Source organism: Flavobacterium sp. Root901 (assembly GCF_001429765.1).
Classification (GTDB): Bacteria; Bacteroidota; Bacteroidia; order Flavobacteriales; family Flavobacteriaceae; genus Flavobacterium.
Map to the genome: position 1 here is coordinate 217,971 of NZ_LMJB01000001.1, position 16,737 is coordinate 234,707.

Below are 16,737 nucleotides of genomic sequence, written 5' to 3' on the forward strand. Positions count from 1 at the left end.
TGTGTTTAGTTTTCTCTCGCAGATATTAGATTTTAGATTTTAGATTTAAAAAATTATTCAAAAATAATAATCTGCGAGATCTGCAAAATCTGCGAGAGAACAAAAAAATCAAATCTAAATAACCGCTTTTCTGATTCGGCTTAAATGTCTTGGCGTTACGCCCAAATAAGAAGCTAAATATTGCAAGGGAATTAATTGAATGTATTTTTGATGGTTTTTATACAATTCTTCATAACGCCTGGCTCCGGACAATTTCTGAAAAGAAACCATTCTTTTATGCAGATTTACAAACTCCAGTTCTGTTAGCTTTCTTCCTGTTTCCTGCCAATTAAAACCTGATTGATATAGTTTTTCTAATCCTTTGCGATCCAAAACCTGTAATTCGGTATCAACTAAAGCCTGAATATTTTCTTCCACTTTTTCTGCTGTAATAAAACTGGCAAATGATGCCATGAATTCATTTTCAAAAGCAAAGCAATTGGTGATTTCATCACCTTTATGATTCAAAAAAAAGGAACGCAGAATTCCTTTCTTTATAAATACAATTTCATTACAAACCTGATTTTCAGTTAATAAAAGTTCTCCTTTTTTTAATGTCCGAAAAGTTATTAAATCATCCAAAAGAGATAATTCTTCTGCAGAGAAATCCTGAATAGACTGAAAAACAGTTTTCATTTAATTGTTATTTAGAAAAAACTCTTTCAATTCTTTTATCCGGAACAAGCCAGATCAAGGCCACAATAACATAGCAGGCACTCGATATCCACTGGTTGTAAAATGCAGATATAATTCCTATAACATTCAGAACTGCAGAAATTTTTCCTTTAAAATCTTTGTTTAGTGCTTTTGCCAAAAGCGAATCTTTTCCTTCTATATCCAAAACTATTTTCTGGAGAATGATATATGCAATGGCGCATCCCAATAAAATAATTCCATAAAATGCCAATGGTGCACTTGCAAAATTATGCTCTCCAATCCATCCTGTAGAAACCGGAATAAGAGAAAGCCAGAATAATAAATGCAAATTGCTCCAAAGTACTTTACCGTTTACTTTAGACAAGCCATGAAGTAAATAATGATGGTTATTCCAATAAATTCCAACGTAAATAAAACTCAAAACATAGCTCAAAAATTTAGGGATAAGCGGCTTTAAATCGGCAAAATCAACTCCGTGCGGCACTTTGATTTCCAAAATCATAATTGTGATAATAATAGCCAGCACACCATCACTAAAAGCTTCCAGTCTTGTTTTATTCATTTATTAAATTATTTGAAAAATTAAATTTTACCGTAATACATTGCTTTTACGATACCATCTGAAAGTCCGATCTTTGGAACAAAAATCTGGCGTGCGCCGCTCCATTTCATAGCATTCAGATAAATTCTTGTAGCATGTATAATTACGTCGGCACGGTCAGAATTTAAACCCAGCTCGGCAATTCTCTGCTCGTACGTCAACGAATTTAAGAAAGCATATTGTGAATTAATATAAATGTACGAAAGCGGTTTTTCCTGCTGTTTTCCGGACATTTTAAATAATTTATTAATGTTACCGCCGGAACCAATCAGCGTAACTTCCTCGTAATCGGCTGTATTGGTTTTAATCCATTTTTCGATTTCGTCCCAAACCACATCGTGAACCATATTATTAAGTAAACGAACTGTTCCGGCTTTAAAAGATCTTGAATTAATCATTTTTCCATCAGAGAATAAAGTAAATTCTGTACTTCCGCCTCCAACGTCTACAAAAAGATATGTTTCGTCTGTTTTTAATAAATGATGTAAATCTGTCGAAGCAATAATCGCTGCTTCTTTTTTACCATCTATAATTTCGATTTTGATATCGGCTTTTTTCTTAATTAAAGCCACTACTTCTTTGGCATTATATGCTTCGCGCATTGCCGAAGTTGCAAACGCCATATAACGTTCTACTTTATGTACTTTCATCAAAAGATTGAATGCTTTCATTGCATCAACCATTCGATCTATATTTTCTTCTGAAATTTCGCCTACGGTAAAGGCGTCTTGTCCCAAACGAATTGGCACACGAACAAGCGAACTTTTGTTAAACTGAGGTTCTTTTCCGTCTTGTTCTACAACATTCGATATCAGAAGCCTCATGGCATTTGATCCGATATCTATTGCTGCAAATTTCTTAATATTAATCATGCTCACTTTATGATTTGAAATTGATTTTTTAATTATTTAGTTTACTTTTTGAGGCGCCTCTTCCAGTACTGCAATTTTATTTTGATAATACTTATAGGTTTCAAACTGTGCTCTAAATGGGGCATGATGGTTTCGGGGCTTATATTTATTATCTAACTTATACGAGTGGTATCTTACTTTTACATTTCCTTTCCAGGCAATGTTAAAATTATCGATTAATTCTTTTTTAATTTCATGATCATAAATTGGACAGGTTACTTCTACTCTTCCATCCAGATTTCGGGTCATGAAATCGGCTGATGAAATGTATACTTCGTTTAATCCTGCGTTTCCAAAAATATAAACCCTTGAATGTTCGAGATAATTATCGACAATACTTATGGCTTCGATGTTTTCGCTCATTCCCGGAATACCCGGAATCAATGAGCAGATTCCTCTAACCTGAAGCTGGATTTTTACACCTGCATTGCTCGCTTCGTAAAGTTTATCAATCATTTTAAAATCTGATAAACTATTCATTTTTAATTTAATAAACGTTTTTCTTCCGGCTAATGCGTGAAGGATTTCACGATCTATTAATTTTATAAATTTTGTTCTTGTATAATGAGGAGAAACGATTAAATGTTTGTATCGGTGTACTCTATAGTTGATATCAAAGAATTCAAATATTTTAGAAATATCTTTTAAAATTCCCTGATTGCAGGTAAACAGCGTAACATCTGTATAAATTTTCGCGGTAGATTCGTTAAAATTTCCGGTTGAAATAAATCCGTAACGACGTGTTTTACCTTCTTCGGCTCTTTCTATAACACAAATTTTACTATGAACTTTTAAACCTTTAATTCCAAATATAAGTTCAATCCCTTCTGTCTGCATTTGTTCTGCATACGAAATATTTGAAGCTTCATCAAAACGGGCCTGAAGCTCGATCTGAACTACGACTTTTTTACCATTTTTAGCCGCATTAATCAAAGAACTGATAATTTGCGAATTCTTAGCCAAACGATATAAAGTAATTTTAATACTGGTAACTTTTGGATCTAAGGCAGCTTCACGCAGAAATTTTGTCAAGTATGAAAATGACTGATATGGCGCATGCAATAAATAATCTTTTTTATTGATTTTTTCGAGAATACTTCCGTCAAGACTCAACCCCGGAACCGGCAAAGGTTCGTTTGGTTTATAAAGCAAATCATAACGTCCAAGATTAGGAAAATCCATATAATCGCGTCGGTTATGATATCTTCCTCCCGGAATTATACTATCGGTCTCGACGATTTTCATTTTATCAAGGAAAAAACGCAGCGTATCATCTTCGATTAAACTGTCGTAAATAAAACGAACCGGCTCGCCAATTCTGCGGTCTTTTACAGAAGAAGCAATTTTTTCGAGCATACTTTTACTCAAATCACTGTCTATATCTAACTGAGCATCACGCGTAATTTTGATCATGTGTGCCGAAACACTTTTATAATCGAATATATTAAAGATGTTTTTTAATTTAAGACGAATAACGTCATCAATTAAAATAACATATTGTTTATCATCCTCAGAAGGAAGAACAACGAATCTGTTTATGGTTTTAGGGATTTCGATCAGTGCGTAACGAACCTCATCATTTTTTAATTCAAGACGAACCGCTAAATAACCCGCCGTATCTTTTAAAACAGGAAAAACCGCAAGATCATTCAGGATAATTGTTACTAATTCAGGACTTAATTTTTGCATAAAAAAGTCTTTTAGAAAACATTCCTGTTTTGCTGTAATCTGCTCTTCGTTTATAATAAATATATTTTCAGCTTCAAGTTCGGCTTCGATATTTCCGAGAATACGCAAACTTTCTGATTGCTGCTGAATTACAATTTCTGTAATATCTTTAATTAACTGATGAGCAGAAACTCCGCCTAAATATTTTTCGCCGGAAATTCCGGAAAGGCTTAACCTTCGAATGGCGGCATATCGAACTCTAAAAAACTCATCTAAATTGTTTGAAAAAATTCCAACAAATCGCAGTCTGTCTAAAAGAGGAACGGTATTATCTGCCGCTTCCTGAAGTACTCTTGCGTTAAACGCTAACCAGCTTTTTTCTCTATCGATATATTTCTGTTCGTACACTGTAATTATTTTAAGTCTTTGGGGAATAAAGTTTTATTGGTTTTTCCTTTATAGATTGAATCCCAGCTTTCTGACTCAAACTGCAGTGAGACAAAGCCAGAGGTTGGAACATTTTCTATAAAAACATCCCCAAATTTATTAACAAAATTTGTAATAGCCTCGTTATGTCCAAAAAGAATAACGCTTTCTAAACTATTATCACATGATTTAATAACTTTTTCTAATTGTTTAAGATCGAAAGTATAAAGTTCATCTTTAAAAATGATACTTTCTATAGGATACGAAATATTCTGGGCAAAAATCAAAGCCGTTTCTGCAGCACGCGCCGCTGTACTGCTCCAGATTATATAAGTTTTAGGAAGATAGTCTGAAATATTTACTGAAACTTCATGAGCGTCCTTGATTCCTCTTTTCATAAGCGGCCTGTCGAAATCTTTTAAAGGAGCTTCCCAACTTGATTTTGCATGACGTATTAAAATTAAATTTTTCATAAGCTAGAAGGTTTGAAACCCCACCAAAGAGGTTACTTTTTTATTAAGTTCTAATTTACAAAAGTTATTTTAATACTTCCCTTTTTTTTATTTCCGTTAACAATAAATGCAGATTTTAATACGAATACGAAATTCTCAAAATGCTGTTATTTTCCGTTTTTTTTCTCAAAACAGAAACCTAATAAATCATTGATTTTTAAATACAGTAATGTTTATAGTTCTTGAGCGAAACGAAACATTACAATGATACTGGAAATGATTTGACTAAACCTACCATGCACAAGAACAATTAGAAAAAACTGACAATTCCCAATTTCTGCATTATTAACTACAAATCAATAGATGATTTGGCTCCATAATTTAAAATAATGAAAAAACAGATTTTTATCTCTCTCAAACCAAAAGATTACTAAATATACAATTTATTCTTATTCAGACAATTACGTAAAAATTATAAAAAAATTCCGTAATTTTAAAGACGGAAAAATGCTGGCTTTCTACTAAAGGAATTAATGAGTGAAATAAGTAGTAATTAATACCCATCTATTATGAGAACAAAATTATTTTTCTTCGTCATTATGTGTTTAACAATTTCAGGTTACGCACAACAAGATGCACAATATACACAGTATATGTACAACACGATTAATATAAATCCTGCATATGCAGGATCTAGAGGTGCTTTGAGCATTTTTGGTCTCTACAGGACGCAATGGGTAGGTTTAGACGGAGCACCGGAAACGAGTGCCTTTTCGATTAATACTCCAATTAATAACAGCAAAATTGGGGTTGGACTTTCTTTGGTAAATGATAAAATAGGCCCTACAAACGAAAATAACCTCTCAGCAGATCTCTCTTACACCATTCAAACATCGGCTGCTTTTAAGCTGTCTTTTGGAATAAAAGCCACCGCCAACTTATTTAATCTCGATATCAACAAATTAAACCCGGAGGATCAAAACGATCCTCAGTTTCAGGATCTCGATAATAAGTTTTCACCAAATATAGGAGCCGGGATTTACTGGCATTCTGATAAAGCTTATGTTGGCTTATCGGTACCTAATTTTATCGAAACCAACCAATATGATGATAATGATATTGCTATTTATAAAGACAAAATCAGTTATTACTTAATAGGAGGATACGTTTTTGATCTGGATCGCAACCAAAATTTCAAACTTAAACCTGCCGTACTGGCTAAAATGACTGAAGGCGCGCCGCTTCAGGTTGATATCTCAGCCAACTTTATGTTTGCGGAAAGATTCGTTCTGGGAGCGGCCTACAGATGGAGTGCTTCTGTGAGTGCAATGGCCGGGTTTCAAATTACAGAAGGACTTTATATTGGATACGGTTATGACCGTGAAACCACCAAATTAAACAATTATAACTCAGGATCTCATGAGATATTCCTTCGTTATGAATTCATCAAAAGCAACAGCAAAATGACCACCCCTCGTTTCTTCTAAAAAAATCATCATGAAAAACTATACTCTTTTATGTTTTATAATTCTAAATGTTTTTTATGGCTTCTGTCAGGAGTCTAAACTCAATTTAGCTGATAAAAAATACGATAGTTATGCGTATGTAGATGCTATTAAAACTTATGAACGTATTGCCCAAAAAGGATACAAATCAGAAGACTTATATAAAAAACTTGGAAATTCTTATTATTTTAATTCTGATTTTGAAAATTCGGCCAAATGGTATTCGGAACTTTTTGCTTTGAATCCTTCCCCTGAAGCCGAATATTACTACCGATATGCACAGTCTTTAAAGTCAACCGGACAATGGGATAAAGCAGATGTAATTCTTAACCAATTCAATACCAAATACAAAAACGATACAAGAGCCAGACTTTATAAAGAAAATGCAGATTATCTGGACAGAATCAAAGCCAATTCCGGACGTTATAAAATTGAAGATGCCGGCATCAATTCTAAATATTCTGATTATGGAAGCATAATTCACGACAACAAAATCTATTTTGCATCGGCACGGGATACCGGAAATTTCTCTAAACGCAAACACAAATGGACGGGTGAATATTATACCAATATTTATGATGCCGATATTGACACCCTGATCGGCGAAATATCCAGGGTAAATAAAATAAGAAGTGAAATAAATAAACGTTTTCACGAATCGTCTCCGGTTTTTACCAACGATGGAAATACGGTTTATTTTACCCGAAATAATTTTTTGAACGGCAAAAAAGGAAAAGACGCCAATAAAAATACCCTTGTAAAAATATACAAAGCCAGTCTCGAAAATGGAAAATGGACTAATATTAAAGCACTTCCTTTTACAAGTGATAATTATAGTACGGGACATCCTGCACTCAGTCCGGATGAAAAAATACTTTATTTTGCATCTGATATGCCGGGAACAATAGGTCAGTCTGATATTTATAAGGTCAGTATTAACACTGACGGAAGTTTTGGAAATCCACAGAATCTCGGAAAAGAAATCAATACCGAAGGGAAAGAAACTTTTCCTTATGTAACCAGCGAAAATGAGATTTATTTTGCATCTGACGGACATCCCGGACTCGGAGGACTGGATGTATTTGTTGGTCAGATTGAAGCGGACGGATCTATTAGCAGCATTGAAAACCTTGGCGGCGATATTAATTCTCCTAAAGATGATTTTGCTTATATCATTGATCCTGTTTCAAGAAAAGGCTATTTTTCTTCTAATAAGGATGGCGGACTTGGTTCTGACGACATTTACCAATTTCTCGAAACTAAACGTTTAAAATGTATGCAGGAATTAAGCGGAGTTATTACAGATGCTTCAACCGGTGCAATTCTGCCTGGAACAAAAGTAACTTTATATGATGATATGCAAAAAACCAAAAATTCCGGTATTGCTGATTCTGCCGGAAGATATAATTTTGATGTCGAATGTGGAAAAAACTATAATATAAGAGCAGAAAAACCAGATTATGCTACTAAAGAGGTGAATGTTACTATTGGGAAAACAACAGGAAAAACAGACCTTACTATTCCACTGGAAAAATCAGTCTGCAAAGTGATGATTGGCGATGATCTTGGGAAATGTTTTAATATAAAAATGATCTATTTTGATCTTGATAAATCAGACATTACAACTGCGGCAGCATTGGATCTTGAAAAAATATTAGATGTTTTAAATCAACATCCAAACATGAAACTTGATATTCGTTCTCATACAGACAGCAGGGCCTCGCATCAATACAATCAGGCATTATCTGACCGTAGAGCAAAATCAACTATTGAATGGCTTATTAAAAACGGCGCGGCCAAAAATCGTTTATCCGGAAAAGGATATGGAGAAACAGAATTGGTAAATAACTGTTCAGATAATGTAGAATGCTCTGAAACAGAACACCAAATGAATCGAAGAAGCGAATTTATTATCACAGGATTGTAAATAAAAAGAACTTTAAACTTAAAAAAGCTGTCTAAAATCAGACAGCTTTTTTAATAAAAACGTCATTACAATTCAGGAATTGTAACAACAAACTAACCAACCAGTTCAAATGTTTCTTTTAAATCTTTACAAATATATTTGTATAATATTTCTTTCCGTTAGCATCAGTTAAAACTGAAATCCCAAAATGAGTATAATCGCCTTCAATATTTTCTTTATGTGCAGCGCTTTTCAGCCAGCCTTGTAAAGCTGCTTTAGAGGTTTGGTAATTGTACGCTACGTTTTCTCCCACTTTTTTAGCACCAAGCTCACTTACAATATTCTTTGAGCGAGAGGCAAAACCATTGTGATTAAGATCATTATTTTTAATCATGTACCGAGTGTGTTCTTCGCATTTACTAGAAATATAATTGTTTATCTGCAATGCTTTTAGACCAATACTTACTCTGTATTTGTTTATTAACTTCATTGTTTCCAGCTCTGAGGAATTATAGCTGTAATTAGTAGTTGCTTCTGGAGTTGCAGCACTACTCTTTTTTCCATCTATATTATTTGCAGAGCATGAGTTCATTGTGACAGACATCACAATGAACACCATGGCGCACATAATCTTTTTCATATCATTAGTAGTTTAAAGATTTAAAGTAAATGTTGGGGCAAATTCTTTAAAATTATTATGTGACAATTTCTCCTTATTTATGCTTCAAAACTATTCAATATATCGGTTAAATGCAAAAATAATCGATGAAATACATTATTTCATTTTAAATAAACATAAAAATCTTACAAACTAAGATGATAGGCGTTCAATCTTCCAGGAAAAATCAGATTGGCTGGTATAACGAATTCTGTCATGTAATCTGTTAGGTCTTCCCTGCCAAAATTCTACTTGAAGAGGAGTAACTACAAATCCTCCCCAGTTATCTGGTCTTGGGATTGGCTTTCCTTCAAATTCGGCTTCTAACTTCTTTAGATTTTCTTCTAAAAAAGATCTCGACGGAATAACTTCACTTTGATGAGAAACAATTGCGCCCAGCTTACTTCCTTCGGGACGGGAATCAAAATAATTATCTGAAATAATTTCAGAAGTTCTTTGGGCTATTCCTTTTATAATGACCTGTCTCTCCATATCCTGCCAAAAAAATGACAAACACACATTTGGATTCGCCGTAATGGCTTTTCCTTTTTCAGAATCGTAATTGGTATAAAATATAAATCCTTCTTCGGAGAATTTTTTCAGCAAAACGACACGAGATTTTGGAAATCCATCCAGACCAATTGTCGAAATTGTCATGGCATTTACTTCTCCGCTTCCGCCAAAATCCTCAACTTCATGAAACCATCTTTTAAAAAGATTAATGGGATCTTCCGGAATGTTAGTTTCTAACAATTCACTTTTCTCGTAAGACTTTCTGTAATTACTTAAATCGTTCATCTTCTTTTGTTTTTTTTATTTCAGGTTTCAAGCTGCAAAAAACTAATAAGCTCAGCATCTTAGAATCTTAGATCTTTAAAAATTAAACGAAACCCCGTCATCTCCTAAAAGTACATTTGGAAAAACTTCTAAAGCTTCTGTTTTAAATGGTTCTATTCCGTCGTAACGGGTTGAATAATGTCCTAAAATTAAATGTTTTACATTGGCTTTCAGGGCAATTGTTGCTGCTTCTTTAGCAGTTGAATGTAAAGTTTTTTGAGCCAAAGCGGCTTCCGAATTTAAAAATGTAGCTTCGTGATATAAAACATCTACATCTTTTATAATGGGTATAATATCTTCGTTATAAACCGTATCCGAACAAAAAGCATAGCTCATTGGCGGGACAGGATCAAAAGTCAGTTTTTCATTTTCAATAACGCTTCCATCATCAAGCGTAATATTACCTCCGTTTTTTATTTTTTGATAATAAGCCACATGAATGCCATATTGTTGTACCGCTTCAGCATTTAGTTTCCTTTCTGCCGGTTTTTCCTGAAATAAATAACCGTTAGTATAAACGCGATGTTTAAGCGGAATTGTTTTCACAATTACTTTCTGATCTTCAAAAATAACTTCACTTTCTTTTGACTCCAATTCATGAAAAAAAAGCGAATAAGTTGTCCAGGATTCTGTTAATTTTAATTGAAGCAGAATTAGTTCTTTAATTCCTTTCGGACCGTAAACATGTAAATCGGTTGTTCTTCCTAAAAGTGAGAAAGTAGAAATAGTTCCAATTAATCCATACAAATGATCGCCATGAAGATGCGAAATAAAGATGTGGTTAATCTTAGAAAATTTGATTTTGTTTTTTCGAAGCTGTACCTGAGTTCCTTCTCCGCAGTCAATTAAAAACAAACGGTTTCTAATTTCTAAAACCTGTGAAGTAGGATTTGTAAGCGTTCTGGGAGTTGCGGCATAACAGCCAAGTATAGTTAAATTCATTATTAATTTTAGATTTAAGAGTTCAGATTTTAAATTTTAGATTGAGTGCTGAACTAAAATCTGAAATCAACAATCTAAAATCTAAAATTAAAACCCCAGGTCTCTTTCAATTTCTTCCATTTCGATAATATCATGCGCCTCCAAAAGTGAAGGAACAACAGCCAATTTATCTGAAATAGCATTAAAGTCAAGATCGGATGCCACAATTACAAATGATTTTTTTGCTTTTTTATGCACTTTTGAAAGTGGTAAAAAAGCCTTTAAATCTTTTTCCGTTACAGCAGAATCTGATGATAAATCGATTATAATATTTTGTTTTTCAAAGGTTTTAAACTGCTGCGTTACTTTTTCCAAAAAAGCATTTACATCTCCTTGTGTATCCTTAATCGTAACGGTATGTCCTTTTTGATCTACTTTCATTTTTTAATGTATGGGGCTTGTATAAAAATTGATTTTCTGAGAGCTAAGGTACGAAGTTTTTTTATTTGTTGTTTCAAGTTTAAGGTTTCAGGTTACACGTTTGTCAGGCTGAGCGAAGTCGAAGCCTCTTTTCAAAAAGAATGTTCTTGTGCAAATCCCTTCGACTTCGCTCAGGGTGACAACGTATAAACTGAAAACTTCGACTGCGACTGAAAACTTAATTTATTGTATTTTAGATGCCAAAAGGTAAATAACTGCCATTCTGATCGCTACACCATTTTCAACCTGATTCAAAATTACAGAATGATCAGAATCAGCAACTTCAGAAGTAATTTCTACTCCTCTGTTTATTGGGCCCGGGTGCATGATTACGATTTCTTTACCAAGGGAATCCAAAAGCGGTTTATCGACTCCGTACTGCTGTGCGTATTCACGTGTTGAAGGGAAAAAGTTGACATCCATACGTTCATTTTGTACACGAAGCATATTGGCAACGTCACACCATTCAAGAGCTTTACGTAAGTTTGGTTCAACCGTAACTCCCAAAGATTCAATATATCTCGGAATTAATGTTTTTGGCCCGCATACTTTTACTTCCGCACCCTGCATCTGCAAAGCATATATATTTGATAAAGCTACTCTGGAGTGTAAAATATCTCCAACAATAACTACTTTTTTTCCGGCTACATCGCCTAATTTTTCCCGGATTGAATAACTGTCTAATAAAGCCTGAGTTGGATGTTCGTGTGCACCGTCTCCGGCATTTACAATACTGGCTTTGACATTTTTAGATAAAAAATAAGCCGCTCCGGGATTGGAGTGGCGCATTACAACCATATCAACTTTCATGGAAAGGATATTATTTACAGTATCAATCAGGGTTTCTCCTTTTTTAACTGATGACTGAGCTGCAGAAAAACTGATCACATCAGCAGATAAACGTTTCTGCGCCAATTCGAAAGAAAGTTTTGTTCTTGTACTGTTTTCGAAAAATATATTGGCAATGGTAATATCTCGTAATGAAGGAACTTTTTTAATAGGTCGGTTTATGACTTCTTTAAAATGATCTGCCGTTTCAAAAATCAGGTTAATATCATTCTCATTGATATATTTTATTCCTAATAAATGATCTACGCTTAATTCTTTCATGTTTAATATTTAACTGTTTTTACTGTTTAATCGTTTTTGACGTTTAATCGTTTATTTGTTTTATCGTTTAATCGCCCTCTCTTGGCCGTTAAATCTATAAACAATTACGCTTCAACTATTTTTAATTGTTTAATCGAAATGAATCGATTAAACAATTAACCGATTAAACGATTAACCAAATTTAATTTGTCACTAAGTGAACAATATCTTCACCATCATTTTCTTTCCAGCTCACAATAACTTTTTCGCCATTAATAGCATCTACCTGACGGCCGCGGTAATCGGGCTGAATTGGTAAATGACGGCTGAAACGTCTGTCAATCAATACTAATAATTCAATTTCAGAAGGTCTTCCAAAAGACTGAATTGCAGTTAAAGCAGAACGAATACTTCTTCCGGTAAACAATACATCATCAATAAAAATGACTTTTTTGTCTTCGACTATAAAATTGATTTGAGTTTTATTGGCTTCAAGAGGTTTATCTGTACGGCGAAAATCATCCCTGAAAAAAGTGATGTCGAGATATCCCAAAGAAATTTCAGGAACCTTGTATTCGTCTTCTAAGATTTGTTTTAAACGTTCAGCTAAAAAAATACCGCGAGGCTGAATTCCCACTAAAATAGTATTCGAAAAATCTAAGTGTTTCTCAATTAACTGACAAGCCAAACGATGGAGTATGATAGTAACTTCTTTTGAATTAAGTAATACTTTTTGGCTCATAATTTACTGACTTATTTAGTTGGGCAAATATACGGAATTGGAATTTATTTGTTGGGGTGTTAGATGGGGAAATATTATTTTGAAAAATTAACATTTAAAAAACTACATTTAAAAACATTAAATGAGAAATTTCAAGTTTATAATTTACATTACTAAAAATTAAAATATCTTACGTATAATTGTAGTATTAAATAAAAAATATGAACATTTTAGATTGGGTTAACTTTGGAAAAGTCTCAGCTGAGAGAGATGAAAATCTTGCTGAATATTTTTATGATAATGGTGTATTGAAAAATATAATTTCAAGTCCACTCTCATTTTTAATTTTGGGAAGAAAAGGTGCAGGTAAAACTGCAGTTTTTAAATATTTAACTGAGAAAAAAGAAGATTTTCTTTCAGAAAAAGACTTGTTAGTTTCCTTATCATTTGATGATTACAATTGGAATATACATTCGTTACTTCAAAATAATGAAAAAGCAGATTCTCTCTCATATAGACAATCTTGGAAATTCATAATCCTAATAGAAACAATTAAGGCAATTAGAAATTGGTACATTAAAAATAATAAATCTGCTCCAAAAGAAATTGAAAAAGCACATAAGCTTCTTGAAAAACTGTTTGATTCCCCTGTCCCATCAATTTATCAGATTATTGGAAACAAATTGCTTTCATTATCAGGATTAAAACTTCCTAAAGCTGGTCTTGATTTAGAGGATGGCTCATTTGATTCTATAGAATTAAATGGCGGGGAAGTTTCTTTTGAAGACGTAAAAAAGAATGAAACTCTTCAACAACACCTTTCGGAAAACATTCAAAATATTATAAATAGCTTAGAAAAAGCATTACAATCACAAAAAGAAAGTGATCTAAAAGTTTTTATTTGTTTTGATAGAGTTGACGAAGCTTGGGATGATGTTTCATTTGATAGTTCACGAAGAGTTATTGCTGGACTCATAAGTGCATGCGATGCTTTAACAAGTCAATATAAAGGTTTTGTACGTCCAATAGTTTTCCTACGCGAAGATATTTTTGAAGTTTTAAGTTTAAATGATTCAAATAAATTGAGAGAAGATTGTGGTCAATTACTTCATTGGAATAAAATATCTATTCAAAAGATGGTTCTTTCTCGAGTAAATTACTTTGCTACTACTAATCAAGAAAATACATATAGTAGCTTAGAGGAGATTTTTGAAAACAGAGAAATGCGTCAACGTGCCAAGCCATTAAACTATATTATAAAAAGAACTATGATGCGTCCACGAGACCTTATAGCTTTTTTAAATCAGATAATTAGCTCAATGCGAGATAAGCAAGAAGATCCTTTTTCAGATACCGAGTATACTTCCGAAGTGATAGATTCTGAATGCATATATGAAGCAGAGCCTGGTTATTCCGATTACTTAAAGAAAGAAATTATTGACGAATGGGGTGTTCAAAATCCAATGATTACTGATTTATTAAATAGTTTACAGAATAATTCATCAACTAATTTTACTCAAGATGACTTGTACAACGAATTAAAAAAGTTGAAGCCCGAATTAACTGAAACAGAAATGATTGAACATTTACGTTTTTTATTTGAAAATTCAATTATCGGATTTAAATTAGGACAATCTACAGAATGGAAATTCAAATGTTTTTACCCTGCACAGGGATTTATTAGTTCACCTGAATATCGAGTACACGAGGGACTTGTAAGAGGATTAAATCTAAAAGAAAACAGAGAATAAAAATCCAAATCCTAAAACATTTCCAAAAAATTCTATAACACATTTTCCTGATTCGTGAAGTAATTTTATTATGGAAATTTAAAAACTCAGAATCATGCAAAATAAAATTACAAGATTGTTAATGGTATTCGTAATACTGTTTTCATTTACAAGCTGTGAAGTTATAGGAGACATTTTTAAAGCCGGAATGGGATTCGGGATATTTATCGTAATCTTTATTATTGCGATTGTAATCTGGATCTTTGCCAAAATGTTCGGCAGTAAATAGTTATCAATTATCAATAAAAAAAATCCCAAATTCCAATTAAACTTGGAGTTTGGGATTTTTTTATGGATGTGAAAAACTTTGTCAAAATTGTAAAGTCAAAGATTGTAAATTGGAATTTGGAATTTCAATTATTGGAATTTAAAATATTAAAGATTATACATCTTCTTTCTTTGTTCCTGAATCTTTTCATCATCAAGATATTCGTCAAATGTCATGTAACGGTCGATTACTCCGTTTGGCGTCAACTCTACAATTCGGTTACCTACGGTTTGTGCAAACTCGTGGTCATGCGTTGTGAAAATTACAGAACCTTTAAAGTTTTTCAACGAGTTATTAAAAGCTGTAATAGACTCCAAATCTAAGTGGTTTGTTGGTTCGTCCAGCATTAAAACGTTTGCACGCTCCATCATCATTCTGGAAAGCATACAACGTACTTTTTCTCCTCCAGATAAAACTCTAGATGTTTTTAAAGCTTCTTCTCCTGAGAAAATCATTTTCCCTAAGAAACCTCTAATGAAAACCTCGTCACGCTCTTCTTCCGTTTTAGCATACTGACGCAGCCAGTCAACTAAAGTTAAATCATTTTCAAAGAAAGAATGGTTTTCAGCAGGAAGATAAGCCTGGTTCGTTGTAATTCCCCAGTCAAAATTTCCTGAATCTGCTTTTTGATTTCCATTTAAAATTTCGTAGAAAGCTGTTGTAGCACGAGAATCTTTAGAGAAAAGAACGATTTTGTCGCCTTTTGCCATATTCAAATCTACATCTTTAAACAGAACTTCACCATCTACAGAAGCAGATAAGTTTTCTACATTTAAGATCTGATCTCCTGCTTCACGATCCTGATCGAAGATGATTGCAGGATAACGACGGCTGGAAGGTTTGATTTCGGCAATATTCAATTTCGAAATCATTTTTTTACGGGAAGTTGCCTGTTTCGATTTCGCTACGTTTGCGCTAAAACGACGAATAAATTCTTCAAGCTCCTGTTTCTTCTCTTCTGCTTTTTTGTTTTGCTGTGCACGCTGTTTCGCCGCTAATTGGCTGGACTCGTACCAGAAAGTATAGTTTCCTGAATAGTGATTGATTTTTCCGAAATCAATATCAGAAATATGTGTACAAACCGCATCTAAAAAGTGACGGTCGTGAGATACCACGATTACCGTATTTTCATAGTTTGCCAGGAAATTTTCTAACCAGGCAATGGTTTCAAAATCCAAATCGTTGGTAGGCTCATCCATAATCAATACATCAGGATTTCCGAAAAGTGCCTGCGCCAAAAGCACACGTACTTTCATTTTTCCTTCCATATCACCCATCAAAGTATAGTGCTGGTCTTCGTTGATTCCTAAGTTAGACAACATTGCAGCAGCATCAGAATCGGCATTCCATCCGTTCATTTCTTCAAACTGAACCTGAAGCTCCCCTATTCTGTCCGCATTTTTGTCGTTGTAGTCTAAATAAAGTTCATCCATCTCTTTTTTAACAGCATACAAAACTTTATTTCCCATCAAAACGGTTTCCAAAACGGTATGCTCGTCAAACATATTATGGTTCTGGTTTAAAACCGACATACGTTTTCCCGGCTCCAAATGAATGTGGCCAGAAGTTGGGTCCATATCGCCCGAAATGATTTTTAAAAAAGTTGATTTTCCAGCACCATTGGCTCCAATAACGCCGTAAATATTTCCGTGAGTGAATGTGGTATTTACTTCGTCAAACAAAATTCGTTTGCCAAATTGAACTGATAAATTATTGACTGTTAACATGAATGTCTTTTTAATTAATTTGGTGCAAAAGTAGTGAAAAAGGTTCAGAGTTGCAAAGATGCTGAGGCGCTAAGTTTTTTT

At 33.5% G+C, this 16,737-nt stretch carries 16 protein-coding genes; 4 read left to right on the forward strand and 12 right to left on the reverse strand.

Going from position 1 to position 16,737, the window contains the following annotated elements:
- Positions 1-114: 114 nt before the first annotated feature.
- From ASE21_RS00790 to ASE21_RS00810, 5 genes are read right to left on the reverse strand one after another with little or no spacing between them, the layout of a single operon-like run.
- Positions 115-675 carry a Crp/Fnr family transcriptional regulator gene (locus ASE21_RS00790; protein WP_057120662.1) on the reverse strand — a complete coding sequence of 187 codons (561 nt, stop codon included), beginning with the start codon at positions 673-675 and terminating at the stop codon, positions 115-117.
- A 7-nt stretch (positions 676-682) separates the two neighbouring features.
- On the reverse strand, positions 683-1,258 hold the full coding sequence (locus ASE21_RS00795; RefSeq protein WP_057120663.1) for a TMEM175 family protein: 576 nt from the start codon (positions 1,256-1,258) through the stop codon (positions 683-685).
- A gap of 20 nt (positions 1,259-1,278) precedes the next feature.
- On the reverse strand, positions 1,279-2,169 hold the full coding sequence (locus ASE21_RS00800) for a Ppx/GppA phosphatase family protein (RefSeq protein ID WP_057120664.1): 891 nt from the start codon (positions 2,167-2,169) through the stop codon (positions 1,279-1,281).
- Between the two features lie 36 nt (positions 2,170-2,205).
- The gene (ppk1, locus tag ASE21_RS00805) at positions 2,206-4,284 is read right to left on the reverse strand and encodes a polyphosphate kinase 1 (protein WP_057120665.1); all 2,079 of its coding nucleotides are present in this window, start codon (positions 4,282-4,284) and stop codon (positions 2,206-2,208) included.
- 5 nt (positions 4,285-4,289) lie between these two features.
- Positions 4,290-4,775, reverse strand: a complete 486-nt coding sequence (locus ASE21_RS00810; RefSeq protein WP_057120666.1) for a SixA phosphatase family protein — start codon at positions 4,773-4,775, stop codon at positions 4,290-4,292.
- A gap of 548 nt (positions 4,776-5,323) precedes the next feature.
- Here ASE21_RS00810 and ASE21_RS00815 point away from each other — a divergent pair.
- Positions 5,324-6,241 (forward strand): type IX secretion system membrane protein PorP/SprF, encoded by a 918-nt coding sequence (locus tag ASE21_RS00815; RefSeq protein ID WP_057120667.1) that lies wholly within the window; start codon positions 5,324-5,326, stop codon positions 6,239-6,241.
- 10 nt (positions 6,242-6,251) lie between these two features.
- Positions 6,252-8,186: an OmpA family protein gene (locus ASE21_RS00820; RefSeq protein ID WP_057120668.1), complete on the forward strand. Its 1,935-nt coding sequence runs from the start codon at positions 6,252-6,254 to the stop codon at positions 8,184-8,186.
- A 118-nt stretch (positions 8,187-8,304) separates the two neighbouring features.
- Here the strand turns inward: ASE21_RS00820 and ASE21_RS00825 are convergent, their stop codons facing one another.
- From ASE21_RS00825 to pyrR, 6 genes are all read right to left on the reverse strand, one after another.
- Positions 8,305-8,805, reverse strand: a complete 501-nt coding sequence (locus ASE21_RS00825; RefSeq protein ID WP_057120669.1) for a CAP domain-containing protein — start codon at positions 8,803-8,805, stop codon at positions 8,305-8,307.
- A gap of 171 nt (positions 8,806-8,976) precedes the next feature.
- Complete coding sequence (gene pdxH / locus ASE21_RS00830; RefSeq protein ID WP_057120670.1) at positions 8,977-9,621, reverse strand: pyridoxamine 5'-phosphate oxidase; 645 nt, start codon at positions 9,619-9,621, stop codon at positions 8,977-8,979.
- A 75-nt stretch (positions 9,622-9,696) separates the two neighbouring features.
- Positions 9,697-10,602 (reverse strand): ribonuclease Z, encoded by a 906-nt coding sequence (locus tag ASE21_RS00835; RefSeq protein WP_057120671.1) that lies wholly within the window; start codon positions 10,600-10,602, stop codon positions 9,697-9,699.
- Positions 10,603-10,689: 87 nt separating this feature from the next.
- On the reverse strand, positions 10,690-11,022 hold the full coding sequence (locus ASE21_RS00840) for a hypothetical protein (protein WP_057120672.1): 333 nt from the start codon (positions 11,020-11,022) through the stop codon (positions 10,690-10,692).
- A 222-nt stretch (positions 11,023-11,244) separates the two neighbouring features.
- Positions 11,245-12,171 carry an aspartate carbamoyltransferase catalytic subunit gene (locus tag ASE21_RS00845; RefSeq protein ID WP_057120673.1) on the reverse strand — a complete coding sequence of 309 codons (927 nt, stop codon included), beginning with the start codon at positions 12,169-12,171 and terminating at the stop codon, positions 11,245-11,247.
- Positions 12,172-12,352: 181 nt separating this feature from the next.
- Positions 12,353-12,892, reverse strand: coding sequence for a bifunctional pyr operon transcriptional regulator/uracil phosphoribosyltransferase PyrR (gene pyrR, locus ASE21_RS00850; protein ID WP_057120674.1), 540 nt, complete (start codon positions 12,890-12,892; stop codon positions 12,353-12,355).
- A gap of 200 nt (positions 12,893-13,092) precedes the next feature.
- Between pyrR and ASE21_RS00855 the strand changes: the two genes are divergently transcribed.
- Together ASE21_RS00855 and ASE21_RS21905 are read left to right on the forward strand one after the other, a co-directional pair.
- Positions 13,093-14,622 carry a P-loop ATPase, Sll1717 family gene (locus ASE21_RS00855; RefSeq protein WP_057120675.1) on the forward strand — a complete coding sequence of 510 codons (1,530 nt, stop codon included), beginning with the start codon at positions 13,093-13,095 and terminating at the stop codon, positions 14,620-14,622.
- 94 nt (positions 14,623-14,716) lie between these two features.
- Positions 14,717-14,890 (forward strand): hypothetical protein, encoded by a 174-nt coding sequence (locus ASE21_RS21905; protein WP_165871969.1) that lies wholly within the window; start codon positions 14,717-14,719, stop codon positions 14,888-14,890.
- Between the two features lie 146 nt (positions 14,891-15,036).
- On the opposite strand, the gene ASE21_RS00860 is transcribed toward ASE21_RS21905, so the two are convergent.
- Positions 15,037-16,656 carry an ABC-F family ATP-binding cassette domain-containing protein gene (locus ASE21_RS00860; protein ID WP_057120676.1) on the reverse strand — a complete coding sequence of 540 codons (1,620 nt, stop codon included), beginning with the start codon at positions 16,654-16,656 and terminating at the stop codon, positions 15,037-15,039.
- Between the last annotated feature and the right edge of the window lie 81 nt (positions 16,657-16,737).

What these genes read in the sequence shown, in the direction of transcription:
- ASE21_RS00810 (WP_057120666.1), bottom strand. Translation starts at nt 4,775, where the DNA reads ATGAAAAATTTAATTTTAATACGTCATGCAAAATCAAGTTGGGAAGCT.
- pdxH (WP_057120670.1), bottom strand. Translation starts at nt 9,621, where the DNA reads ATGAACGATTTAAGTAATTACAGAAAGTCTTACGAGAAAAGTGAATTG.
- ASE21_RS00855 (WP_057120675.1), top strand. Translation starts at nt 13,093, where the DNA reads ATGAACATTTTAGATTGGGTTAACTTTGGAAAAGTCTCAGCTGAGAGA.
- ASE21_RS00790 (WP_057120662.1), bottom strand. Translation starts at nt 675, where the DNA reads ATGAAAACTGTTTTTCAGTCTATTCAGGATTTCTCTGCAGAAGAATTA.
- ASE21_RS21905 (WP_165871969.1), top strand. Translation starts at nt 14,717, where the DNA reads ATGCAAAATAAAATTACAAGATTGTTAATGGTATTCGTAATACTGTTT.
- pyrR (WP_057120674.1), bottom strand. Translation starts at nt 12,892, where the DNA reads ATGAGCCAAAAAGTATTACTTAATTCAAAAGAAGTTACTATCATACTC.
- ASE21_RS00795 (WP_057120663.1), bottom strand. Translation starts at nt 1,258, where the DNA reads ATGAATAAAACAAGACTGGAAGCTTTTAGTGATGGTGTGCTGGCTATT.
- ASE21_RS00845 (WP_057120673.1), bottom strand. Translation starts at nt 12,171, where the DNA reads ATGAAAGAATTAAGCGTAGATCATTTATTAGGAATAAAATATATCAAT.
- ASE21_RS00815 (WP_057120667.1), top strand. Translation starts at nt 5,324, where the DNA reads ATGAGAACAAAATTATTTTTCTTCGTCATTATGTGTTTAACAATTTCA.
- ASE21_RS00820 (WP_057120668.1), top strand. Translation starts at nt 6,252, where the DNA reads ATGAAAAACTATACTCTTTTATGTTTTATAATTCTAAATGTTTTTTAT.
- ASE21_RS00825 (WP_057120669.1), bottom strand. Translation starts at nt 8,805, where the DNA reads ATGAAAAAGATTATGTGCGCCATGGTGTTCATTGTGATGTCTGTCACA.
- ASE21_RS00860 (WP_057120676.1), bottom strand. Translation starts at nt 16,656, where the DNA reads ATGTTAACAGTCAATAATTTATCAGTTCAATTTGGCAAACGAATTTTG.
- ASE21_RS00800 (WP_057120664.1), bottom strand. Translation starts at nt 2,169, where the DNA reads ATGATTAATATTAAGAAATTTGCAGCAATAGATATCGGATCAAATGCC.
- ASE21_RS00835 (WP_057120671.1), bottom strand. Translation starts at nt 10,602, where the DNA reads ATGAATTTAACTATACTTGGCTGTTATGCCGCAACTCCCAGAACGCTT.
- ASE21_RS00840 (WP_057120672.1), bottom strand. Translation starts at nt 11,022, where the DNA reads ATGAAAGTAGATCAAAAAGGACATACCGTTACGATTAAGGATACACAA.